We start from the raw sequence: 21,230 nt of genomic DNA, 5'->3' as shown, positions 1-21,230 counted from the left end.
TTGATTGATGGCAATCTTGATCAGCTTAGAGGTTGTTCAGCAGGATTTCGCCGAACTCCTGACAGCCGACCTGAGTGGAGCCGCTGATCTGGGCAGCGAGGTCCACGGTGACTTTCTTGTCTTCGAGGGCCTTCTCCACAGAGGCGTGGATGAGGGCAGCAGCTTCGTGCCAGCCGATGTGCTCGAGCATCATGGCGCCGGAAAGGATCAGGGAACCGGGGTTGGCCATGTCCTTGCCTGCGATGGTGGGAGCGGTGCCGTGGGTGGGCTCGAAGAAGGCGAGGTTGTCACCCATGTTCACGCCGGGAGCGAGACCAAGACCGCCGACCTGTGCGGCGAGGGCATCGGAAATGTAATCGCCGTTGAGGTTGGTGGTGGCGATGACAGAGTACTGTTCAGGGTACATGAGTACGTTCTGGAACATAGCGTCAGCGATGCGATCCTTGATGATCACGCCTTCGCCTTCGTCGCCTTCACGCACAACCTGACCGGCGTATTCCTGCTCGGCCAGCTCGTAACCCCAAGCGCGGAAGCCGCCCTCGGTGGTCTTCATGATGTTGCCCTTGTGGACCAGGGTGACAGAAGGCTTGCCCTGCGCGATGGCAAAGTCGATGGCCTTCTTGACGAGGCGCTTGGAACCGGCCGGGGTGATAGGCTTGATGCCGACACCAGCGGTTTCGTCGACCTTGGCGCCGAGCTCGTCCACCAGAAATTCGATTAATTTCTTGGCTTCCGGGCTGCCGGACTGGTATTCGATACCGGCATAGACGTCCTCGGTGTTCTCGCGGAAAACAGTCATGTCCACGAGGTCGGGGCGCTTGACGGGAGATTCAATTCCCTTGAAATACTTGATGGGACGGATGCATGCGTAGAGATCGAAGACCTGACGCAGGGTGACGTTCAGGCTGCGAAAGCCTTCGCCAACAGGCGTATTGAGGGGGCCTTTCATGGCCAGATCAGCGCCGGCCAGAGCTTCCATGGTGGCCTTGGGCAGGTGTTCGCCGGTTTCGGCGTAGCCCTTTTCACCGGCCAGCAGCTCGACCCAGTTGAGTTTCTTGGCGTCGCCGTAGGCTTTTTCCACGGCAGCGTTGAGTACGGGGCGGCCAGCTTTCCAAACTTCGGGACCAATGCCGTCGCCTTCAATGTAGTATACGGTTCTCTCTGCCAAAATGTCCTCCTTACGGGGCGAAATATCGGTTGTCTCTCATAGGTTCCGCTTAAGCGGAAGCGGACTATGCCGCGATTTTGACAAGATTGCAAGGTTGAGGGGTGTGTGCGGGGTGGACGGTTGGTTAAAAAATGCGTTTTTTCGTCATCAAAAAAATGAAAAATGTGTACCTGGATTGGTGCGTTTTTAGATTTATTCGAATTCAGAATTGAAATAAAACAGATCGTTTTGTCTTGTTTAAAGGCGGTCAGGTTCATAAAGGATTGATATGCAGGCCGATATTGAAATGGTGAAAGCGCTGCTTGATGGCAGCAAGAGAGTCGTTGTTTTAACCGGAGCAGGCGTTTCTGCTGAGAGTGGTGTGCCTACATTTCGTGGTGTGGATGGGCTCTGGAAAAACTATCGGGCAGAGGATCTTGCGCGGCCGGATGCGTTTGAAGCCCATCCTGAGTTGGTGTGGGAGTTCTACAATTGGCGGCGCGAATTGGTGGGCGATTGTCAGCCCAACCCTGCTCATTACGCGTTGGTAGAGATGGAGAAACAGATTTCAAATTTCCTGCTCATCACCCAGAATGTTGATGGCCTGCATGCTCGCGCAGGTAGTCGGAAACTTATCGAAATGCATGGTTCCTTGTGGCAGTTGAAGTGCACAACCTGTACCCATGCGCGTGAAGACTTCAGCGAATTACCGCCGCTTCCGGAGTGTCCGGTGTGTGGTCATCTGCTGCGTCCCGGCGTCGTGTGGTTTGGTGAACCTCTGATCCCCGGAGTGCTCAAGGTCTCCATTGATCAGATCAACAAAGCGGACGTGTTTCTGTCTATTGGGACTTCAAGTCTTGTTCAGCCTGCTGCATCATTCTATCAACTCGCCAAGGATCACGGTGCAATAACCGTTGAGATTAATATCGAACCTACGCCGAATACCGGGTTTATGGACTTTGCCCTGCATGGAAAAGCCGGAGATATTTTGCCTGAATTGGTAACAGGGTTGGGAGAATTTTAAAATTTATTGATTGAGTTTTGATTGTTTTCTCGGTTGTTGTGGCTGCATTGGAACAGTTTTTTGCCATGAAAAGGGGGAGATTCAGGGCGTCTAGCCTTGTTTGGCTTTATCAACCCCTCTATCTCGCACGTAAAACCATGCTTTCTTGCCAATGGCTGCGGCAAGCTGCTAGAAACTGAGCTGTTAATGAAAATCAAGGAGATATCCATGTTTGCACGCGTATATTCTGTTTTGTTGGTCGGCCTGATGCTGGCCGGACTTCTTCTTTCTGCCGGCTGCGGCTCCAAAGAGGTCGCACCTGTTGATACCAATGTTGTCCGCAAAGAGCTGATGGGCAAGGTCTGGAAGTGTCAGCAGCTGTTCAGCCGCGAGGTTTCCGGAGATGTTGTCCCCACCATCGAGTTTCTGGAAGATGGTACTGTTCGCGGTACTGGTAGCTGTAACAATTACACAGGTACTTATAACCTTGATGGTGAATCAGTGACCTTTGGTCCCATGGCCACTACGAAAAAGGCGTGTCCCGGTGCATTGGGTGAACTTGAGTACACCTACTTCTCCTTCCTCTCCCTTATCACCAAGCTCAAGGTTGATGGCAGTGAGTTGGAACTCTATACCGATGACAAGCCGGATCCCATGCTTTTTACCTCTGGTAGCGGTGGATTGTTCTGGTAGGAGGACGTCATGCAATTGGCTTCAATACCGCGTTTAGTCATGGCGGCATTGCTGTTGGCCGCTCTGGTCGGATGTGCCGCCCACAAGCAGGAGGCCGTGCCTTCCAAGCCTGTCCTTTCCGATAAGGAGATTATTACTCGTCTGGCCGGACCAGTCTGGGTTGCCGAGTACATTCACGGCAAGCCTGTCATCGACATGAGCCACAGCTCCATGGTCTTCACTGGGGACGGGATAGTCTCCGGCAGGGGCGGATGTAATTCTTATAGAGGTACTTACAAGATGCAGGGCGGGAAATTGTCTTTCGGCCCCATTGCCTCGACCATGATGATGTGTGGTCCGGCCGTGGGTGATCAGGAGATGCGGTTTTTCCAGTCTTTGGGCCAGCCGCAGGCCGTTGAATTCGAGAACGGTTTGCTCCGGTTGGTGCCAGAAGAGGGCGAAGCCTCTGTTTTTGCCCCGCATGAAATGGAATAATATGCGATGAATCGATTCTTGCCGCACTGATAATCCTTTCGGCAGGAATCGTATTTTCTCTGTGGGCACGCCGGATACGGCGCAGGCCTACAAGGTTATTCGCGACAATACTGAGAGTCATAACGGCACCCGATTGCTCGTGGTGCCGTATGCTTTCAGCTCCGAAGCAACAGTATTTGCAGCCGGGATTCGCGTCCTTTGTTACGGGTGGGCGCTTGCCGGACTAGTCCATCCCATCCTTCAACCGCATGATCCGCGCATAGGATTGTGCTATCCTCGCCTCACTCACCTTTCCATCTTTTACCAACTGTTTGATGATGCCGTGCGCCTTGGGAACGATGTCCGGATCGAACCGGAGGTTGTTGCCGAAGAGCAGGATGTCGGCTCCGGCTTCGATAGCCAGTCGGATGGCTTCCTCCTGACCGTAATGATCGGTGATGGCACGCATGTTCATGTCGTCGGTGACGACCACGCCGTTGTAGCCGAGCTGGTCGCGCAGGATGCCGGTGATCACTTTGTGAGAGAGGGTGGCGGGGTACTTGGGATCGAGCTTCGCATTGAAAATATGGGCGGTCATGATCATCTTTGCCGTGCCGTTGCCGATGAGTTTCCGGTAAGGGATGAGCTCTGCTTCCGACCAGGTCTGGGTAACGTCTACCATGCCGAGGTGGCTATCTGCCCCTGCGCTGCCATGACCGGGGAAATGTTTGAGGCAACCGATGACATAGTTCTCGGCCAAGCCGTGCAGGAAGAGGCGGTCACATAGGGCAACGCGGTTGGGATCGGCGGAAAAACTGCGGCCAATTTTGCCGATGGCCGGGCTGTCAGGATCGACATTGACGTCAGCCACAGGGGCGAAGTCGACGTTGAATCCGGCGTCCTGCAGGGTGCGGCCCACGGACCGGCCAGCCAGAAGTACGCGTTCATCCTCGCCAGCGCCCAGCTCCTGTGCAGAGGGAGTGGACGGGAAGCCGTATGCGGGCTTGAGCCGTTGCACCCGGCCGCCTTCCTGATCCACTGAAATGAAGAGCGGCAGGGAAGCGGCTGCGTCCAAGTCTTCGGTCAGTTTGCTCACCTGTTCGGGGCTCTTGATATTGCGTTCCGGTTTGCCCAGTTCCACATCATAGTCGAAGAGAATGACGCCGCCGAGATGGTAGTCGCGGATGTCACGGATGATGGGGCTCTTGGCGTCCACGGTGTATCCACGAAAGCCTGCCAGGAGCATCTGGCCGATCATGGTGTCGAGGTCGGCCGCCATGCTGGGGATGGCGGTCAGAAGCAATATCAATAGACTGAGAAGAAGGCGTGCGAACATGATGTCTCCATGGTTTTTCATTTCATAGGCTGTGTGCTGACTGTCTGCAAGTTGGAAACTGGTTTTCCACGGTCTGATTTTGCTTTATCATGCCGCCATGCATGGAGAAGAAACGAGCGCCGGATTTCTGCGGCGAACCTTTCGGCCTGAATGGATCGACCTTGCTCCGCTGGTAACAGAGGATGAGGCTGCGACTCTGGACCTGTCCAAGGCCCGGACATGGTCGCTGGTGCTGTCCGCGCGGAATATTCCGCACAGGACGCGCACCCGTTCCAAAGAGGACGGCGGCGGCCATACTGTGCAGGTGCAACCGTGGTTCGTGGATCGTGCCGTGGAAGAGATTCGTCTCTACCTTGCCGAAAATGCGCCCGATATTTGGAAGACAGTGCTTCCCGACCTACGCCCGGTGGGAGATATGGAGCCCACGGTCCTGATCATGACGGCCATGGTTCTGTTTTACTGGCTCTATAACCGGGCCTACCCCGCCCTGAAAATGTATCCTTCCCTATGGGTGGAACACGGTAGTTCAGAGGCCGCACGTATCATGTCCGGCGAGTGGTGGCGAGTGTTCACGGCCCTGACCCTGCATGGCGATGGCGCGCATGTGATGGGTAACGCTCTGATTGGTGGCGTGTTCGTCTGGCTGGTCGCGAGGCGGCTGGGAAGCGGTCTCGCCTGGCTGCTCGTTATTCTGAGCGGGGGCATTGGCAATCTGATCAATGCGCTCGCCTTGGCCGCACCACATAATTCCATTGGGTTTTCTACAGCCTCTTTTGCGGCGGCAGGTATCCTGGCCGCCATTGCACCGTTCGGCGTAGCTGGCGGCGTGCATGGATTCGGAACCGGCAGTCTGGGACGGCGTGTATATCGTTTCATCGGCTCGGCTTTGGTGCCGGTCGGCGCGGGGCTTGGATTGCTGGCCATGCTCGGGACCGGCAAAGAGACGGATTTGGGAGCACATCTGTTCGGTTTTCTGTGTGGCTTGGCAGTGGGCTGCGTGGCTGGACTCCTCACCACGCGCCTGGGCCTTCCGGCAAAACGCACTGATAATTATCTTCTGGCCGGGACTATGACGCTTATTTGGGGTATGTGGGTAATTGCATGGTTGGCATGATGAAGTCGGTGTGATAATGCCTATCAGTCACATTTGTTTAAAAATGTTAAGGAGTCATGCTTGGTTAACCCGGTCATAGAAGTTAAGGACGTCAGTTTTTCCTACGGTGATCTCTCCATCCTCGAGAATGTCTCCCTGACAGTGGAGCACGGGGATTATCTTGCCGTGCTCGGCCCCAACGGGGGCGGCAAGTCCACCTTGCTCAAGCTCATACTCGGCTTGATCAAGCCCACCAGCGGTACTGTCCTTGTATTGGGTGAACCTGCAGGGCATACGGGTGGCCGGATCGGATATTTGCCGCAACACACGCATGTTTCCACCTCGTTCCCCGTGTCTGTGCTGGAAGCCGTTCATATGGGGTCAGTCCGTCCCGGATTGGGCGGTAGCGCGGGCTTGGCCCGTACCAGTCAGGAATTGGACAAGGCGCGCAAGGCGCTGGAGCGCGTGGATATGCTCCAGTATGCGGACCGCAGCCTCTCCGGCCTGTCCGGCGGTCAGAAGCAGCGCGTGTTCATTGCGCGGGCATTGGTCAGTGACCCGGAGCTCCTGCTGTTGGACGAGCCCACGGCCAGCGTGGATTCCGCCAGCCGCAACTCTCTGTTCTCACTGCTGGTGGAGTTGAATAAGGACATGACCGTGCTCATGGTCAGCCATGATATTTCTGCGCTGGCTTCGGGCGTGAAGTCCGTAGCCTGCGTTAATCGAGACCTGCATTTTCACGCTGCACCTGAGATCACTCGCGATATGTATAACCTGAGCTACGGCGATGACGAGCATTGCTGTCCGGTGGATCTTGTCACCCACGGCGATCTGCCGCATCGTGTTTTTCCCATGCATCCGCACCCTGATGAGGCCGGAAAGGAGGATGACGAATAATGGATATCCTTCAGTTCGACTTCATGCAGAACGCGCTCATGGCCGGTCTGCTCGCCAGTATCATCTGCGGCATGATCGGCACCTTGGTGGTGGTCAACCGCATCGTGTTCATCTCCGGCGGCATCGCCCATGCCTCTTATGGTGGCGTAGGGCTGGCGTTCTTTCTCGGGTTGCCCGTGCTGCCCGTAACCACTGCCTTCACTCTGCTGGCGGCACTGGTCATGGCCAAGGTTACACTCCACGCCCGGGAGCGGGCCGATACGGTCATCGGTGTGATCTGGGCGGCGGGCATGGCGCTGGGTATCATCCTGCTCGATCTGACGCCGGGGTATAACGTTGACCTCATGAGCTACCTGTTCGGCTCCATTCTGGCCGTGCCGCGGAGCGATATCTGGATAATGGCCGGGCTGGCCTGCGTCGTTTTTCTGGCTGTGGTGGCTTTCTATCGCGGTTTTCTGGTCATGTCTTTTGATGAGGAGTTCGCCCGCAGCCGTGGCGTGCCAGTGGATTTCCTTTATTTCCTGCTCATCTCCATGGTCGGTCTGAGCGTCGTCATGATCATCCGTGTGGTGGGACTTATCCTCGTCATTGCGCTGCTCACCATCCCGCCGTTTATTGCCGAGCGTCGCACCCGTTCGCTGGATGCCATGATGATCCTTTCCACGCTTCTCAGCGCCTTCTTTACCGTGGTGGGATTGTTCGTGTCATACCTGACCAACATAACCTCCGGTGCATCCATCATCGCGGTGGCCGCGGTCTGCTTTTTCCTGTCATTTCTCCTGCCGGGCGAGCGGAGCTGATTGCATTAAAATAATGGACATAATGCGAATCGCTCGTTTCCATTGAAGCGAGGTCAGAAATGCGGGAAGCAGGCTGAAAGATGCGGGAAAGTGGTGGCTAGTTCAGTACGTCGCGCAGCCACAACTGGAATGCTGGTTCCTGTTCTCCAGCCACCCGGGACAGGTCGGCTTTGCCGTTGACGTAGAAGACTTCAATTCGCTGCCCCGGCTGACGTTGTTCCCAAAGCTGTTTCGGCAGGGGAGCCAGAGCGGTTCGCGCGAAGCCGTCGTTGTCGATATATTTGTATTTGATGAGGAACAGACGCTCACCATTGTCGGCAGCCGTACCGGATTCCAGCACGATGCCTGTTGTTCTGGTTTCGCCGAACAGACGCAGGCGTTCTTCACGCAGAATATCGTATGGAACCTGCCACAGAAGAAGGATGATGGCCGCAATGGCGGTCGCACCGATTACCTTTCGGAGAACTGATTGAGCCGGGCTGCGGCGTTTGTTGGCGAAGTAGACCATGACAGTTAAATACAATGGAAAAAATGTCACTGCAAGGGGGTGCTTTTCTTTGCGAAGTAGGCTAATCCCTTGCCTCCCCGATGAGGACTGGCGTATAGTCAGTGGACGGGAAACTGACCGCATCAGGCGGTAGTCTCGAAAAAGACGGAAAACAAGAATGCACGATATACGGGAAGTGGAACAATCCATACTGCGCATGACCGCCGTGATCCGACAGGAACTGGCGCGGGACGTGGCACGGAGTTTCGGCGAAGAGCCGGACCCCGAGGTACGCCCCATGGGCTGGTGGGTATTGGCTTGCGGAGAAGAACTCGACGAGGACTCCGAAAAGCAACGCGAAGAAGCGCGTGAGCGTCTGCTCTACGAAGTGCGTATGGCCGGACTCGTGCTCCCTGAAAACATCTGGGTTTGGGATGACACTGCCATGGCCCAGCTTGTTATCAGCACGGTTCCCACACTCAAGCGAGCCGAGAAACTCGCCAGGCACCTGCGAAGCAAGGGATTGACCATCCGCATACGGCGGGAGAAAATTTAAGAAGGATGGGATGCCGCTGGGCGGCGATGTCGGGTGATTTCGCCTCCGGCGGCTCAATCCGTAAGGCTCGAAGACTCGCCAACGGCTCAAGTAAGGCCGAGGGCCTTGAGAATCCATTCTCGCCATCGGCAAATAATTTTTCAATAAAAAAGCCCTGGTAGCAAACATGCTACCGGGGCTTTTTTATTACTCAACTCTGCGCCGAAGGCGCAAACGGGATTCCAAAGGCCCTCGGCCTTTGGCCGGGTGCAGGGCTGGCAGCCCTGCTTGTATATGCTTATTCAGTCGCGAAGCGACCTCATCTTCCGCCTCTAGTCGTCCTGAGGCAAATAAGGCGTCAATTCAGATACGGCTTCAAACAGGAAATGATCTACGAGATGGCAGAGCATGTGTCCTGCGGCAATGTGAATCTCCTGAATCACCGGGGTGTCACCCGAAGGCACGGTGACGAGGAAATCGGAAACGGCAGACATTTCGCCGCCGCTCTGACCAGCCAGACCAACGGTGATGATGTCGTTGCGCTTGGCTTCACGCATGGCGCGGATCACGTTGGAGCTGGTGCCTGAGGTGGACAGACCAACCAGAATGTCGCCAGGACGACCCAGCGCCTGGAGCTGCTTGGAGAAGACCTCATCAAAACTGTAGTCGTTGCCAATGGCGGTCAGGGCAGAGGTATCCGTGGTGAGTGCCAGACCCGGAAGGGGCGGACGCTCCAGCTTGAAACGGTTGGTGAATTCTGCTGCCAGATGCTGGGAATCGGCGGCGCTGCCACCGTTGCCACAGAACATGATTTTGCCGCCGCTGGCCAGACATACGGCCATGGCGCGGGAAATATCCACTACGAGTTCGCTCTTGGTCTCGAAAAAGGCCTTGCGCGCTGCCAGACCAGCCTGGGCGTGGTCCATCACTTTTCTCAGTGCGGCTTCAGACATATATATCCTCCCTCAGGGATGAATGCGTTTTTGTGAGGCTCGACATTATAGTAAAAAAAGGGGTGAGGCAATGGCTGCACAGGGCTGCGGCCGGGGAACATCACATCAAAAGACTTTTATTCGGTTGCGTTTTGCGGTAACAGCCTCTGTCTTGGCTTTGTCCCCGATTACGGGCGGAGCGTCATCACATAACTCAACCCACACAGAATCATGACTGAATCTAAGGAAAGCACTGTCCGGCTGCTCATCACTTGTCCGGACCAGCCCGGCATCGTGGCCGCTGTCAGCGGCTTCCTGCACGGCAAGAACGCCAATATCATCCATTCCGACCAGCACTCCACCGATCCCGAAGGGGGCCGGTTCTTCATGCGCAACGAATTTTATTTGCCCGGCCTTGATCTCGATGGCTTGGACAAATTGCGTGAAGAGTTCGAGGCGGAAGTCGCCAGCCAGTTCATCATGGACTGGAGCCTGAATCCGGTCTGGATTCCCAAGCGCATGGTCATCCTTTGTTCAAAAGTGGACCACGCCATCATGGAGCTGCTCTGGCGGTGGAAGCGTGGCGATTTGGAAGCCGATATCTCCATGGTCATCAGTAACCACCCCGATCTGCGCGGTGCTGTAGAGCACTTTGGCGTGCCGTTTCACCACGTTCCGGTTGAGCGCAGTCTGCGCGGTAAAGTGGCTGCCGAAGACAAGATCATGGAGCTCATTAACGGCCAGATGGATATCATCGTACTGGCCCGCTACATGCAGATTTTGACTCCGGACTTTGTGAAGCGGTACTCCAGCCGTATCATCAATATTCACCACTCCTTCCTGCCCGCCTTCATCGGCGCCGACCCGTACCGTCGTGCGCATGAGCGCGGCGTGAAACTCATCGGTGCCACGGCTCACTACGTCACCGAAGAACTGGACGAAGGGCCGATCATCGAGCAGGACGTCATCCGCGTGACCCACTCCCATGATGTGGACGATCTCAAACGCCTTGGCGGCGACATCGAGCGCCATGTGCTCGCCCGCGCCGTGAAGTGGCACCTTGAGGACCGCGTCATCGTGGACGGCAACAAGACCATCGTCTTCCGTCGTTAATCGCGCATTACTTTGAATTTGAAGCCCCTGTGTCCTTCTGGATGCAGGGGCTTTTCCGTTGCGTGACAAGGACTTTGACGGAAATAAGCGTTTTATGTGATTGTTGCTTGACTTAGAGTTTACTCTAACTCGTACACTCATCTCATGTGTGGAGAAAAACATGACCATCAGTGAAATTGCAAAGCGGACAGGCCTGACGGCGCATACCTTGCGTTACTATGAAAAGATCGGCCTGATTCGGGATGTTGAGCGTGGCAGAGGACGCCGGATGTATACCGAAAAGGACGTGGAGTGGCTGCTGTTCATTGTGCGTCTCAAGGAAACCGGCATGCCGCTCAAGCAGATCGAGCAATACGCACGGTTGCGCTACGAGGGTGACACCACGTTGTCCGAGCGCAAGGCCATGCTTTTCTCTCATCGGAAGGACCTGAAAAGGAATATCGATCAGCTCCGGGGTCATCTCAAGGCCTTGGACAAAAAGATCGCCATCTATGAAACATGGGAGAAAGAATATGACGAGGTACGAGAGAGGGCTGGAAAAGCTGAATGAAATTGACGGACAGGCCGGGACCAACGTGGTGGAAAGCCTCAAGGATATCGCGCCGGACTTCGCGGAGTATTTGATCGAGTTCCCGTTTGGTGACATTTATTCACGGCCCGGGCTGGATGTCCGATCCCGCGAGGTGGCCACCATCGCCGCCCTGACCGCCATGGGTACGGCGACGCCACAGTTGAAGGTGCACATCGCAGCCGGGCTGAATGTGGGGCTCAGCAAAGAAGAGATTGTTGAGATCATCATGCAGATGGCTGTGTATGCTGGGTTCCCTGCCGCACTCAACGGGCTCTTTGCCGCCAGAGAAGTCTTTGAAGCAGAAGAAGCGTAAAATAAAAGGCCCGGGCAGCATCCACTGCGCGGGCCTTATTCATTGTAAAAAAGCGGTGTCTATTCTTTGTCTGCGAATTTTTCCAGCACCTCGGCCAGCTTGGCCTTGAGGTTGGTGGTGGTGCGGGCAAAGAGCTCCAGATTGAGCAGAACCATGATGTCCACGCGGAAAATCGCCTTCTTCCAGAGCTTGCTCAACTCAACCTGCAGTTCCTCTTCCAGACTGAGCATCTGCATTGCCGCACTCATCTGCTTGGCGGTCTTGGGTTTGAAGAGGAGGGTGCCTTCGCGGGTCACGTCATTGGCGAAGAGCTGCTTCTTGCGGATCTTGGACATACCCGCCAGATTATCCACGGTCTCCTCAGGGACACGTCTGGCGCGGCCGCTGCGGACCTGAATCTTGCCGCCGTACTCGCGTCCGGTTTCCTGCAGGATATGGATCATGATGTTCTCAAGCAGGAAGTAGAGGATGCGTTCGAGGACAGGAATGCTGAAATCTTTTTCCAGATGACGGATGCCTTCGATCTGTTCAGGCACGAATTCGGTCAAGGCCTTATAGAAGTGATCGCTGGTCCTGCCGATGGCAATGGCAGCGCCTACGCCGACAGCCACGACCTGTTCGCGCATGAAGTTGAACTCTAGCTGTTCTCGTTCGATGGTTTCCTTGTCCCGTTCGTCCTTGGCGCCTTCCTTTCGGGCTTGGACCTGTTTGACCCGTTCCATGTACAGGGCCTCAAAGTCCTTGGCCACGCTGTCTACGCAGATGGTGCGCGATGCCTGGAGAAATTCGGTTTGAGTGATATCGCTGACTTTGGACAGCGACTCAAGGCCCTTGATCAGCATGGACTGCATCAGTTTGGCCCGACGGATGCCTTCCTCATCGGTGCGGCTTTCCACGTATGCCTTCTGGATGCGTGTCTTCTCAATGGTCTGCGTAGTGGGGTTGAGCTTGCCGAGGATGTCGTCGAACAGGAAACGGATGACGAGAAAATTCTTTTCCTTGGTGACGGTGTATTTTTCACCTTCAAGGATTTCCTTGTGGGCCTCTTCAACTTGAGAGGCTACGAACTGCTCGATGAACGCCTTCCAGAACTCTTCATTCAGCTGGTGCTTTTCGATCAGCGCGCTGTAGTCGCCGAGGGCCTGCTGGCCAAAGTAGCGCAGGACGATCTCTTCGAAATTGTCCGTGATGAGCGCCATGGCATAGACGATGCCCTGAACACACTTGATGAGCATGGACTCGGTGTTGACCAGCTCGGCTTCAAGCTCTTTGGTCCGTGTCGCGTCGTTTACCTGAACGGCTTTGCCGTAATGGGCGAGCAGGACGATGAAATTTGCGATGTGCTTGTGGATGAATTCGTAGCCGGGGTGGCCGACTCGACCGCACAGGATATTAACCACGGACTGTTGCTGCGCCTTAAGCAGCGGGTACTCGTTGATATTACCGTGGTTGACCTTGATGAATTCCAGCAGGACTTCGCGCTCCATCACTTCGCGTAGGGCTGCGCCGTCTTTCAAGGCGCGCAGCTTCTTCTGGTAGGCGGTGAGTCGTTGCTCTGTGCTGAGCTTGGGTTGCTGTGGTTGTGATCCGCTCATGGTCGATTCTGATTATCCTTGCTATGTTGATTCCGCCAAAAACCGTATTCCAACTCAGGAATTTTTGCAAAGTAAATATCGTCGGGTAATTAGGGTCATCCGGGGCTTCCGGCTATATTTAGATACCTTTTTGTCACGGCATGTTCCTTGACCGCTCGAAGCAAACAGGCAATAACCAATTCCATGATCGTATGTACTGGATGCGGCAGGAAAAATGACGATGAAAGCCGTTTTTGCGCCAAGTGCGGCAAGAAGCTTCAGTCGTCCCGTCAAGCCATGGCCCCGTCGGCCCCGGAGCAGACCCGGCTTACCCGCTTTGCCCATAAGGGGCTCCCCAAGGACAGGATGATGTCCCTGCGGCGGTTGCTGGAAGCCTTTGCCTGTCTGTGCCTGTTTGTGGCCGTGGGAGCCTATTGCCTCTACTTCGAAGACTGGCTGCCCATGTATCCTACGCTGGGGCTTATCGGCCTGTTGCTCTGGTTTAGAAAGCTCTAATCCCCGGATAAACGAAAATCCCCCGTACACATCGTGTACGGGGGATTTTTTCATGTGTATTTGCAGACTACTGGGCTGCGCCGTCGGTGGTGTCCTCGGGCTGGGTGGCGTTGTCGCCCTGCAGGGCGCGTTGCAGGTCTTCTTCCAGCAGATCCGGGATGGGACGATCCCAGAACTTTTCATCCAATTCTTCTTCGATGGTCTTCTCGGAGCAGCAGACCAGTCGCTCGGTATTAAGACATTCCGGCACGGCATAGTCCACGACGGAGCACTTGGCCGCGGAGTCGAAGTGGTATGGAATGGAGCGGGTGGTGGTCTGGAAATCCTTGCCCTGAATGCGGATCATGTCGTTGTAGACACCCACGAAGAAGCGGGCTTCCTTGTTGGCGTAGAACACGGAGAACAGATAGACGTTCTCGTGTACGCGGGACACGTAATTTACCTCGAGTTCATCCTTGCACAGGATGCGGGCGATGAGCTTGCGGCCCAGGCAGATGTCCATGTCCATGAACTCCGTGGCCTGAGCGGGCAAGGCGAGGGTGAGCGTCAAGAGGAGCGCGAAAAGGAGTCCCGTAATGTGTCGCATGTCTGTATCCCGTGTCTATCCCAGGTCGAGAAACAGCTGAAACCCGTCCGGATCAGATGTCTCGCACCGTTCCTTGCAACCGCAGCACTGGTAGTGGCCTTTTTTGATATACCAGGTGGCCTTCCAGGAGCAGTCGCAGTTGAAATACTCGTAAACTGAGGAGTCCACAGCCCCGCGATAGCGGATGTAGCCCTCTTTTTTTATCTTTTCCAAGAAGTTCATCGTCATATTTATCCGTTTAGTTAAGGTCTGATGTACACCGGACTGCGGTTTTTTGCAAAAGGATCGGCGTCTGGCAAGCATTTTCCCGTGCATTGACAGGGAGGGGCGAAACAACGTTTAATGAATATAAGCGGAAAAAGGTGATTTATGGAAACATCGCTCAAGCATACGCTGTATCTGCTGCTGGAAGATCAGGAGGGCCGCGACCCGCGGGCAAGGTGGGTGCGTGCTTTTCTCGTGGTCCTCATTTTGCTCAACGTCCTGGCCGTAATCGTCGAGACCATGGAAGACGTTTCGCAGACCTATCGTCATCTGTTCCGGTCCTTTGAATACTTCTCCGTAGCGATTTTCACCGTGGAATACGCAGCCCGCCTCTGGGTGTGCAGCCAGTGCCAGTCCAATGGTGGCGGCCTCGGTGGGCGGATCCGCCACGCTCTCAGTCCGCTCATGATCGTGGACCTTTTGGCGATTATTCCTTTCTACATCCCCTTCCTGCTGCCCGTGGATCTCATCTTCCTGCGTGCCATCCGCCTCATGCGTTTGCTCCGCGTCCTGAAGCTCGGCCGTTATTCCGATGCCGTGCAAGTCTTTTTCACCGTGGTCCGTCTCAAGAAGGAGCAGCTCGCCGTGGCCGGTTTCGGCCTAGCCATCCTGCTCATCATTGCTTCCAGTCTCATGTACTATTTTGAGCACGAGGCGCAACCCGCCATCTTCGGCTCCATACCCCACGCCATGTGGTGGGCCATCATCACCCTGACCACGGTGGGCTACGGCGACGCCTATCCCGTCACCGGCATGGGCCGTTTCCTCGCGTCGGTCATCGCGCTCCTCGGCATCGGCATGTTCGCACTGCCAGCCGGTATTCTCAGCGCGGGCTTCGTGGAATACGGGCACATGAAGGAAAAGGAAGACGAGCCGTCTGATTCCTGTCCCGGCGACGACTGATCGATATCCTTCACAGTACAAAAAAAGGCGACCCGTTTCTGAGTCGCCTTTTCATATTACATCGTCTGCGTTGACTAATACTGCTTCGGAAACCGTTCGCCCATCAGGTATTCGAGGGCTTCCTGATCGATGGTGCCGGACGCCACGAAGAACTCCAGTCCCACGATCATGGGGTGATAGGTCAGTCCGTGCGGCAGCTCGTCGGCCTTGCCGTACAGGTACCGTTCGGTCGGGACCGCTTCGTTCACTTCCACGATGCCGTCCCTGTGCAGGCCGGACATGATGGCGTGGTCGAGGATGTATCCGCCGGGCAGGGTAGTCCACAGGTGGTACTGTCCCATGTTCTCTTCACCGGACTGCTCTTTGAGCATCTTCTTGAAGTGCGGCAACTCCGCCGGGAAGCGCATTTCGCCGTTCACGGCCACGTTGCCCAGCGTCATGGTTGCGCCGGGGATGTGAAATTTTTTCGCCAACATGTGGAACATGCCGAAGTTGACGTTGAAGCCGTTTTCCGCACGGAGCGGGAACGGAATATGCCCGGTGGCTTCTACCGCATTGAGTACGGTCTGATCGATGGCCATGCCGTCTTCGGCGAGGGTGATGTCGCCGATATCGAGTTTGCGGGTCTGGGAACACGCTGCGGTGAATTCTTTCATGTAGCTCATGGGCGCGTTGGATATCATTTAGCTTTGGGTTTGTATAGATGTTGGGTAGGTAGGGAGGTCGCCTTCGGCTCCGATTGATGGATGATTCCTGCCGGATGGCCGCCTCCGCGGCGGGCGGTCTATTTTTATCTCTGCTGTCCTCATCCGTAAGCCTCGAAGACTCGGCAACGGCTGAGGCTGGCTGAGCCGCCCCAAAAAATAGACGAAAAAAACTCGGCTCAAGAAGTATCTCCCCGCCTCGTGATCACTTGCTGAGAATCTGATCCAAATAGATTGCCTTGATTTGTGCTGCGCGACGTTCGTCGCTGCCGAATTTGTTGGTGCTCGGCGGAATCGATTTGGTCAGTTTCTAGGCTGCGTGTTCAAGGGCTGCTGCAGTTCTTTGTTGTAAAGACTTAGCGTCTTCGGAATGGCGTAGGGAGAAACCGTGCGCAATATATTCTCACGTAACCTCGAGCGAAACGAGCGATAAAAAGTTTAGGAAGGGAGAGGGGATGGGGGTCTGGGGGAAGGGGAGAGGGACAACCCTTCTCAAAGGGTTTCCCTCTCCCCTTCCCCCAGCCGCCGGAGGCATCTTTAAATGCCTTCAGGCAGCGTTTCTACAAATTGCTTAATTTCGTCTCGGACTCGGCGGTAGACGTCGAGGATTTCGTCTTCGTCTTCCATGCCTTTGGTCAAACCCGGCGGGTCGTCGAAACCGACGTGCACCACCTTGGCATTGCCGGGGAACATGGGGCAGGTCTCGTGTGCGTGGCCGCAGACCGTGACCACGTAGTCGAAGTCCACGTCTGCGAGATCGTCGAGCAGCTTGGAATGGTGGGCGGTGATGTCCACACCGGCCTCCTTCATTACCTGAATGGCGCGCTCATTCATGCCGTGCGTCTCGATACCCGCGGAATAGGCGTTGAATTGGTCGGCCTTGAGATGGCGCGCCCAGCCTTCTGCCATTTGGCTTCGGCAGGAGTTGCCGGTGCAGAGAAAGAGAATATTCATTGTCGATCCTTACTTGGGAACAGAGGTTTCGCACTGTACGTGACACACGCCGGAGATGGTCTCCTTGGCGTATGGGAAGTACTTCTTCTTGAACCTGAGCGCCACGTTGACCAGCGCGATGAGCACCGGCACCTCGACTAGCGGGCCGATTACGGCGGCAAATGCCTCGCCGGAATCGATGCCGAACACGGCGATGGCAACGGCGATGGCCAGCTCGAAGTTGTTGGACGCGGCCGTGAAGCTGAGCGTCGTGGCCTGCTCATAGGTGGCGTCGGCCTTCATGGAGAGGTAGAAGGAGACGAGGAACATGATCAGGAAGTAGATGGTCAGCGGGATGGCGATGCGGATGACGTCCATGGGCAGTTGCACCACCATGTCGCCCTTCAGGGAGAACATCACGAGGATGGTGAACAGCAGGAAGACGAGCGTCAGCGGGCTGATCTTAGGAATGAACACGGTCTCGTACCACTCGCGGCCTTTGAGCTTGATGCCGATGAGACGGGACAGCATACCGCCAAGGAACGGGATGCCGAGATAGATGAATACGGACTCGGCGATCTGGCCCATGGAGATATCCACCACCACGCCTTCCATGCCGAACCAGCCGGGCAGCACGGTGATGAAAATGTAGGCGTACACCGAGAAAAAGATCACCTGAAAGATGGAGTTGAACGCCACCAGCCCGGCGCAATACTCGGTATCGCCCTTGGCCAGATCGTTCCATACGATGACCATGGCGATACAGCGCGCCAGCCCGATCAGGATCAGGCCGACCATGTAGTCATGCTGGCCCGAGAGCATGGTGATGGCCAGGCCGAACATCAGCACCGGGCCGATCACCCAGTTCTGTACCAGCGACAACACCAGCACCTTGTAGTTGCGAAACACCTGTCCGAGCTGCTCGTATTTCACCTTGGCCAGCGGCGGATACATCATCAGAATCAGGCCGATGGCGATGGGGATGTTGGTCGTGCCCACCTGAAAGCTGTTGATGACGTTCTTCACGTCCGGGTACAGATAGCCGGTGCCCACGCCCACGAACATGGCGAGGAAAATCCACAGGGTCAGATAGCGGTCCAGAAAGGACAAACGTTTCATGGTCGATTCAGACATGGTGACCTCTTAACCGTCCGTTGAGCAGGAGTCGGCTTTCTTGGTTTTCAGGAACGCCAGCAGTCGCGCATAATCTTCCTTGGCCTCGTCCCGGTCGGGAAGAAGCTCGCACAATATCCGCTGCATCGCTGCCTGAATGTTGTCGTCAGAGTGGGCGAGAGAGTAGTATACCCACTTCCCCTTGCGTTGGCTCTGCACCCATCCCGCATTTTTCAGGAATGACATGTGTCGCGAGACTTTGGACTGGGGCAGATCAAGCCCCTCCATCAGGTCGCACACACATAATTCTCCGTGGTCGAGCAGACGCAGCACGCGCAGCCGCGTCGGGTCGGAAAGGGCTTTGAGTTTTTCAGCGAGTTGAATCATTGAATGAACATATCCGCTTATGCGGATATGTCAACAACGCTGGCATGACAATTGGGAGAGAAAGAGGCGGTTCTAGTCTTCCACCAGGCCGACGACTGCCGTCTTGTTGTGGAGCTCGACGTGTCTGTCGCCCATGCTGGAGATTTCCCCAAAGCAGAGGGCGCCAATGGGGGAATTGGGAATGGCCTTTTGATCTTCGGCGATGGCTTTCAGCTCAATCTGGGAGTAGACGCTCTGCATGCGCTCCACGGCCATTTTTCTGCCGAAGCAATCCATCATGATCACTCTGGAGTCCTTGACCTCGGACGGCAGGGTCTTCTTGGCCTCGTCATAGGCCGCAATGGACGCCTTTGCCAGTGACTGGCATTTCTCCGCGTCGGATTTTCCCTCCAGTTCCATCAGGCAGGCCTTGGTCCCTTCGGGAATTTCAACGGAGAACTGGAGCGATCTATCTGCGCCAACACCCAGCGGGGTGCGGTCAATGTAGGTCGTCTTCCCGTTCTCCTCTCTGATGAGGCCCAGCGGATATTTCACGGCGATGTTGAAGAAGGTGTCCGGATTGGCGTACTCCGTGGCCAGGAGTGTGCCGCTCTTCTCATCGTAATCGGATACGATCTGGACATACCGGTCAAAGGCCCGCGTGTTGTCGATGCGCTCGACAAAGCAGCCGTTGTTTTTCGTTATCTCCAGCTCCGCGCCTTTCAGCGGGGTCCAGCCATGTCTGACGCCGACGCTGCTCTTGAGCCGGGTGAAGGCGAGCACCGCGCCGTTCTGGATGAGCTTCTCCGGCGAGAAAATACTGTAATGCGAGACCTTCAGTCTGCCCCGGCCCGTCATGCCGCCGATAACATTCATGGGGTATTTCCGGACGATGTGGTTCAGGCCGTCCATCAGCTCCAGATTGATTTCGCCAAACCCGTCACCAAAGACGAACAGCGTGTTGAAGTCGCCCTGTTTCAATTGGTTTTGGATGGGAGCAATTCCCTCCTCTATCTGGGGGAGGATGTTGTTGGCGGTGATGTTTTCCAGCGTGACGACATGCACTTCGGAGTCGATGCCAGCCAGGATACTTCCCTTATCGAGGAAGGTTTCTCCAGCGAAAACGGTCGGGAAGATGCCCCCGAAAATCTGGACACCGTTTTTGGAGGCAACGCTCAACGCCTTGTCGAGCATACCCTTATATCGGGGGATATTGTGGATGATGTCTTCCGCCTGCATCAGCATGATGGATTTGCAGCCTTGGGAGACCAGTTTGGAAATGCTCGTGCCGAGTTCAGTACAGCAACCGCTATGGTCGACGATTATTTCCATTGAATCTCCCGTAATATTGCGAAATCACGCCGTGGTCGGCGTCGGTGTTGAAGGCGTTATTTTAGCGAGTATGGTGTATGAGTGTATTGATATGGGTTGTTGGGGGAAAGGTAAATAGGATTATAAGGTTGGGTTGGGGGTCGGGTGAGGGGGAGGGGAAGAAGGAAGAGATGAGGGAAGAGATGAAGGAAGGCCGCCTTTCGGCGGCGATTTTATGGAAGGATTCCTGCCGGAGGCGTCCTGCGCGGACGGCGGTTCTTTTTTGGCTGAGCCGCCCCAAAAAAGAACGAAAAAAACGCGGCTTTTCCGAGCGCGGGCGCCCGGTGTCCGCTGGCAAGAATCTGATCCAAGCTGGCAGCTCTCGTTCTTGCGTTCTTCCGCTTCGCTCCAGTGCAAGAACGAGCAAGACGCTGCCTGCCGCTTGGTCAGCTTCTAAGCCGCTTGGACACTAGGCTGAGCTAGCAGTTGTCCAGTAAATTCGCTTGTTGTTGTTTCTTTGTAAAAAATGTTTTGATGCTCAATTTGCTCAATTCTTCATTGGTTAACGGCGGAGATATGCTTTCCCCATCAAATTTAAGGACACGAAGTACACGCCATTGAGGAGTCAATTCGTTGTCTTTAATCATTTGCACTTCTGCAATGTCGTCAGCCGCTAGTTTGATATCTTGTGTGATTGCGTAATTTCGAAATCTATCATCATCAATTTCAAATGTTCTTTCAGTCTTGTTTTGAAGATCACTTAGGAAGAAACACGTCCATCCCCGTCGGCTTTTCTCTTTTAGGCTTACAGGGGAAATTATTTTTATCTTTCCGTGATAGAAGCTGTGTTCGCATAGTTCATCATCATTGTCTGGCAACGGAGCAATGTATTTAGAGAAATCTTCCCTATCTATGTAGTCATCTCCTTTATACGATACAGCTTTAATACGATTGTCCTCTTCCATGTGTTCGTAGATTAGGTTTTTAGCTTTCAGGACAACTAGCCTTTTGTTCAAGTAATCTTCATTGTTACGGCATTGCAGTTCAGAGTATGGCCTATCGAGATATTCGCTTATAGCTGTACAAGCATAATTTATAAGAAGATTTTCTTTCAAAGAGTCGGATAGTTTTGTTGCTGAAAATTCGCTCAATTCAGAAAGATCTTTCCCGATCATGTCTTTCAAAAAAGTGTTGATAAAGGATTTCGAAGCAATGGAAACAAATGCGCCGGTTATCACAGGGACAACAACCTGAAAGATTGCTTCGAAGCATCCCTCTCGGGGTATACAAAGATAAACTTCTGTTTTTTTTGCTCCTTCTAAAGTCTCTTCAAAAACAGTATCTGTTATTTGCTCAAGTCCCTTTGCTATTCCAGCTAAGGTATTTGCAGAAATCATTTTATTAGGGACATCGAAATGAAAGGAAATCGTATCCGAAGGAGAGGCGGTAATCATTTCTAACTCGATTGTTGGCTTATGATGGAATTTGTTTTCCTGTATCAAGTTTTCGTCATTGTGCCAATGAGTCAGGATGGTTGTGGTTTATGTTCATGATAGCTCTTGAGAGACTTGTTTGTAATTCAAAAGG

Annotated in this window: 25 protein-coding genes; 12 read left to right on the top strand and 13 right to left on the bottom strand. The window is 54.6% G+C overall.

The genetic code is table 11. From position 1 onward, the window contains the following. Positions 1–25 precede the first annotated feature (25 nt). Positions 26–1,168, bottom strand: coding sequence for an NADP-dependent isocitrate dehydrogenase (gene icd / locus HFN16_RS01615; RefSeq protein WP_168889040.1), 1,143 nt, complete (start codon positions 1,166–1,168; stop codon positions 26–28). A 268-nt stretch (positions 1,169–1,436) separates the two neighbouring features. Here icd and HFN16_RS01610 point away from each other — a divergent pair, with 268 nt between their 5' ends. From HFN16_RS01610 to HFN16_RS01600, 3 genes are all read left to right on the top strand, one after another. Beyond that, the gene (locus HFN16_RS01610; protein ID WP_168889039.1) at positions 1,437–2,171 is read left to right on the top strand and encodes an NAD-dependent deacylase; all 735 of its coding nucleotides are present in this window, start codon (positions 1,437–1,439) and stop codon (positions 2,169–2,171) included. 207 nt (positions 2,172–2,378) lie between these two features. Then, the gene (locus tag HFN16_RS01605; protein ID WP_168889038.1) at positions 2,379–2,843 is read left to right on the top strand and encodes an META domain-containing protein; all 465 of its coding nucleotides are present in this window, start codon (positions 2,379–2,381) and stop codon (positions 2,841–2,843) included. A gap of 9 nt (positions 2,844–2,852) precedes the next feature. Next, positions 2,853–3,317 carry an META domain-containing protein gene (locus HFN16_RS01600; RefSeq protein WP_168889037.1) on the top strand — a complete coding sequence of 155 codons (465 nt, stop codon included), beginning with the start codon at positions 2,853–2,855 and terminating at the stop codon, positions 3,315–3,317. Between the two features lie 223 nt (positions 3,318–3,540). Here HFN16_RS01600 and HFN16_RS01595 read toward each other — a convergent pair whose 3' ends face one another. Continuing rightward, entirely contained in the window at positions 3,541–4,632 is a 1,092-nt protein-coding gene (locus tag HFN16_RS01595; RefSeq protein WP_247648403.1) for a glycoside hydrolase family 3 N-terminal domain-containing protein, read from the bottom strand. Positions 4,633–4,729: 97 nt separating this feature from the next. Between HFN16_RS01595 and HFN16_RS01590 the strand changes: the two genes are divergently transcribed. The 3 genes from HFN16_RS01590 to HFN16_RS01580 are packed head-to-tail and all read left to right on the top strand — an operon-like array spanning position 4,730 to position 7,422. Further along, on the top strand, positions 4,730–5,746 hold the full coding sequence (locus HFN16_RS01590; protein ID WP_168889035.1) for a rhomboid family intramembrane serine protease: 1,017 nt from the start codon (positions 4,730–4,732) through the stop codon (positions 5,744–5,746). Between the two features lie 60 nt (positions 5,747–5,806). Next, positions 5,807–6,622 carry a metal ABC transporter ATP-binding protein gene (locus tag HFN16_RS01585; protein WP_168889034.1) on the top strand — a complete coding sequence of 272 codons (816 nt, stop codon included), beginning with the start codon at positions 5,807–5,809 and terminating at the stop codon, positions 6,620–6,622. Further along, on the top strand, positions 6,622–7,422 hold the full coding sequence (locus HFN16_RS01580; protein ID WP_168889033.1) for a metal ABC transporter permease: 801 nt from the start codon (positions 6,622–6,624) through the stop codon (positions 7,420–7,422). Before HFN16_RS01585 ends, HFN16_RS01580 begins: the two co-directional genes overlap by 1 nt. A gap of 97 nt (positions 7,423–7,519) precedes the next feature. On the opposite strand, the gene HFN16_RS01575 is transcribed toward HFN16_RS01580, so the two are convergent. After that, positions 7,520–7,960, bottom strand: coding sequence for a hypothetical protein (locus HFN16_RS01575; protein WP_247648402.1), 441 nt, complete (start codon positions 7,958–7,960; stop codon positions 7,520–7,522). A 127-nt stretch (positions 7,961–8,087) separates the two neighbouring features. Between HFN16_RS01575 and HFN16_RS01570 the strand changes: the two genes are divergently transcribed. Continuing rightward, entirely contained in the window at positions 8,088–8,465 is a 378-nt protein-coding gene (locus HFN16_RS01570; RefSeq protein WP_168889032.1) for a hypothetical protein, read from the top strand. Between the two features lie 311 nt (positions 8,466–8,776). Here HFN16_RS01570 and HFN16_RS01565 read toward each other — a convergent pair whose 3' ends face one another. After that, positions 8,777–9,397, bottom strand: a complete 621-nt coding sequence (locus HFN16_RS01565) for a D-sedoheptulose 7-phosphate isomerase (RefSeq protein ID WP_168889031.1) — start codon at positions 9,395–9,397, stop codon at positions 8,777–8,779. Positions 9,398–9,607: 210 nt separating this feature from the next. On the opposite strand from HFN16_RS01565, the gene purU reads away from it, so the two are divergent. The 3 genes from purU (at position 9,608) to HFN16_RS01550 (ending at position 11,373) form a co-directional block, all read left to right on the top strand. Further along, the gene (gene purU, locus HFN16_RS01560; protein ID WP_168889030.1) at positions 9,608–10,489 is read left to right on the top strand and encodes a formyltetrahydrofolate deformylase; all 882 of its coding nucleotides are present in this window, start codon (positions 9,608–9,610) and stop codon (positions 10,487–10,489) included. Positions 10,490–10,649: 160 nt separating this feature from the next. After that, on the top strand, positions 10,650–11,039 hold the full coding sequence (locus tag HFN16_RS01555; protein ID WP_168889029.1) for a MerR family transcriptional regulator: 390 nt from the start codon (positions 10,650–10,652) through the stop codon (positions 11,037–11,039). Then, positions 11,002–11,373, top strand: a complete 372-nt coding sequence (locus HFN16_RS01550; protein ID WP_168889028.1) for a carboxymuconolactone decarboxylase family protein — start codon at positions 11,002–11,004, stop codon at positions 11,371–11,373. The genes HFN16_RS01555 and HFN16_RS01550 overlap by 38 nt, the downstream gene beginning before the upstream one ends. A 59-nt stretch (positions 11,374–11,432) precedes the next feature. Here the strand turns inward: HFN16_RS01550 and HFN16_RS01545 are convergent, their stop codons facing one another. Beyond that, positions 11,433–12,968, bottom strand: a complete 1,536-nt coding sequence (locus HFN16_RS01545; protein ID WP_168889027.1) for a hypothetical protein — start codon at positions 12,966–12,968, stop codon at positions 11,433–11,435. A gap of 183 nt (positions 12,969–13,151) precedes the next feature. Between HFN16_RS01545 and HFN16_RS01540 the strand changes: the two genes are divergently transcribed. Further along, the gene (locus HFN16_RS01540; RefSeq protein WP_168889026.1) at positions 13,152–13,463 is read left to right on the top strand and encodes a zinc-ribbon domain-containing protein; all 312 of its coding nucleotides are present in this window, start codon (positions 13,152–13,154) and stop codon (positions 13,461–13,463) included. Positions 13,464–13,530: 67 nt separating this feature from the next. Here the strand turns inward: HFN16_RS01540 and HFN16_RS01535 are convergent, their stop codons facing one another. Both HFN16_RS01535 and HFN16_RS01530 read right to left on the bottom strand, forming a co-directional pair. Next, positions 13,531–14,049 (bottom strand): hypothetical protein, encoded by a 519-nt coding sequence (locus HFN16_RS01535; protein WP_168889025.1) that lies wholly within the window; start codon positions 14,047–14,049, stop codon positions 13,531–13,533. 15 nt (positions 14,050–14,064) lie between these two features. Continuing rightward, entirely contained in the window at positions 14,065–14,277 is a 213-nt protein-coding gene (locus HFN16_RS01530; RefSeq protein WP_210772223.1) for a DNA-binding protein, read from the bottom strand. 141 nt (positions 14,278–14,418) lie between these two features. Here HFN16_RS01530 and HFN16_RS01525 point away from each other — a divergent pair, with 141 nt between their 5' ends. Further along, positions 14,419–15,216, top strand: coding sequence for an ion transporter (locus HFN16_RS01525; protein ID WP_168889024.1), 798 nt, complete (start codon positions 14,419–14,421; stop codon positions 15,214–15,216). Between the two features lie 74 nt (positions 15,217–15,290). Here HFN16_RS01525 and HFN16_RS01520 read toward each other — a convergent pair whose 3' ends face one another. From HFN16_RS01520 to HFN16_RS01495, 6 genes are all read right to left on the bottom strand, one after another. Beyond that, positions 15,291–15,872 (bottom strand): hypothetical protein, encoded by a 582-nt coding sequence (locus HFN16_RS01520; protein WP_247648401.1) that lies wholly within the window; start codon positions 15,870–15,872, stop codon positions 15,291–15,293. Positions 15,873–16,457: 585 nt separating this feature from the next. Beyond that, positions 16,458–16,874: an arsenate reductase ArsC gene (locus HFN16_RS01515; protein ID WP_168889022.1), complete on the bottom strand. Its 417-nt coding sequence runs from the start codon at positions 16,872–16,874 to the stop codon at positions 16,458–16,460. Between the two features lie 9 nt (positions 16,875–16,883). Then, complete coding sequence (gene arsB, locus HFN16_RS01510; RefSeq protein WP_282097908.1) at positions 16,884–17,987, bottom strand: ACR3 family arsenite efflux transporter; 1,104 nt, start codon at positions 17,985–17,987, stop codon at positions 16,884–16,886. A 9-nt stretch (positions 17,988–17,996) separates the two neighbouring features. After that, positions 17,997–18,353 carry a metalloregulator ArsR/SmtB family transcription factor gene (locus HFN16_RS01505; RefSeq protein ID WP_168889021.1) on the bottom strand — a complete coding sequence of 119 codons (357 nt, stop codon included), beginning with the start codon at positions 18,351–18,353 and terminating at the stop codon, positions 17,997–17,999. Positions 18,354–18,425: 72 nt separating this feature from the next. Continuing rightward, complete coding sequence (locus HFN16_RS01500; protein ID WP_168889020.1) at positions 18,426–19,664, bottom strand: FIST C-terminal domain-containing protein; 1,239 nt, start codon at positions 19,662–19,664, stop codon at positions 18,426–18,428. A gap of 458 nt (positions 19,665–20,122) precedes the next feature. Then, positions 20,123–21,097 carry a hypothetical protein gene (locus HFN16_RS01495; protein ID WP_168889019.1) on the bottom strand — a complete coding sequence of 325 codons (975 nt, stop codon included), beginning with the start codon at positions 21,095–21,097 and terminating at the stop codon, positions 20,123–20,125. Positions 21,098–21,230: the final 133 nt, after the last annotated feature.

The sequence above is a fragment of the Pseudodesulfovibrio sp. zrk46 genome (assembly GCF_012516435.1).
Taxonomy (GTDB): domain Bacteria; phylum Desulfobacterota; class Desulfovibrionia; order Desulfovibrionales; family Desulfovibrionaceae; genus Pseudodesulfovibrio.
The sequence above is the reverse complement of the archived record's forward strand: the minus strand, read 5'-3'. Positions and strand labels throughout refer to the sequence as shown.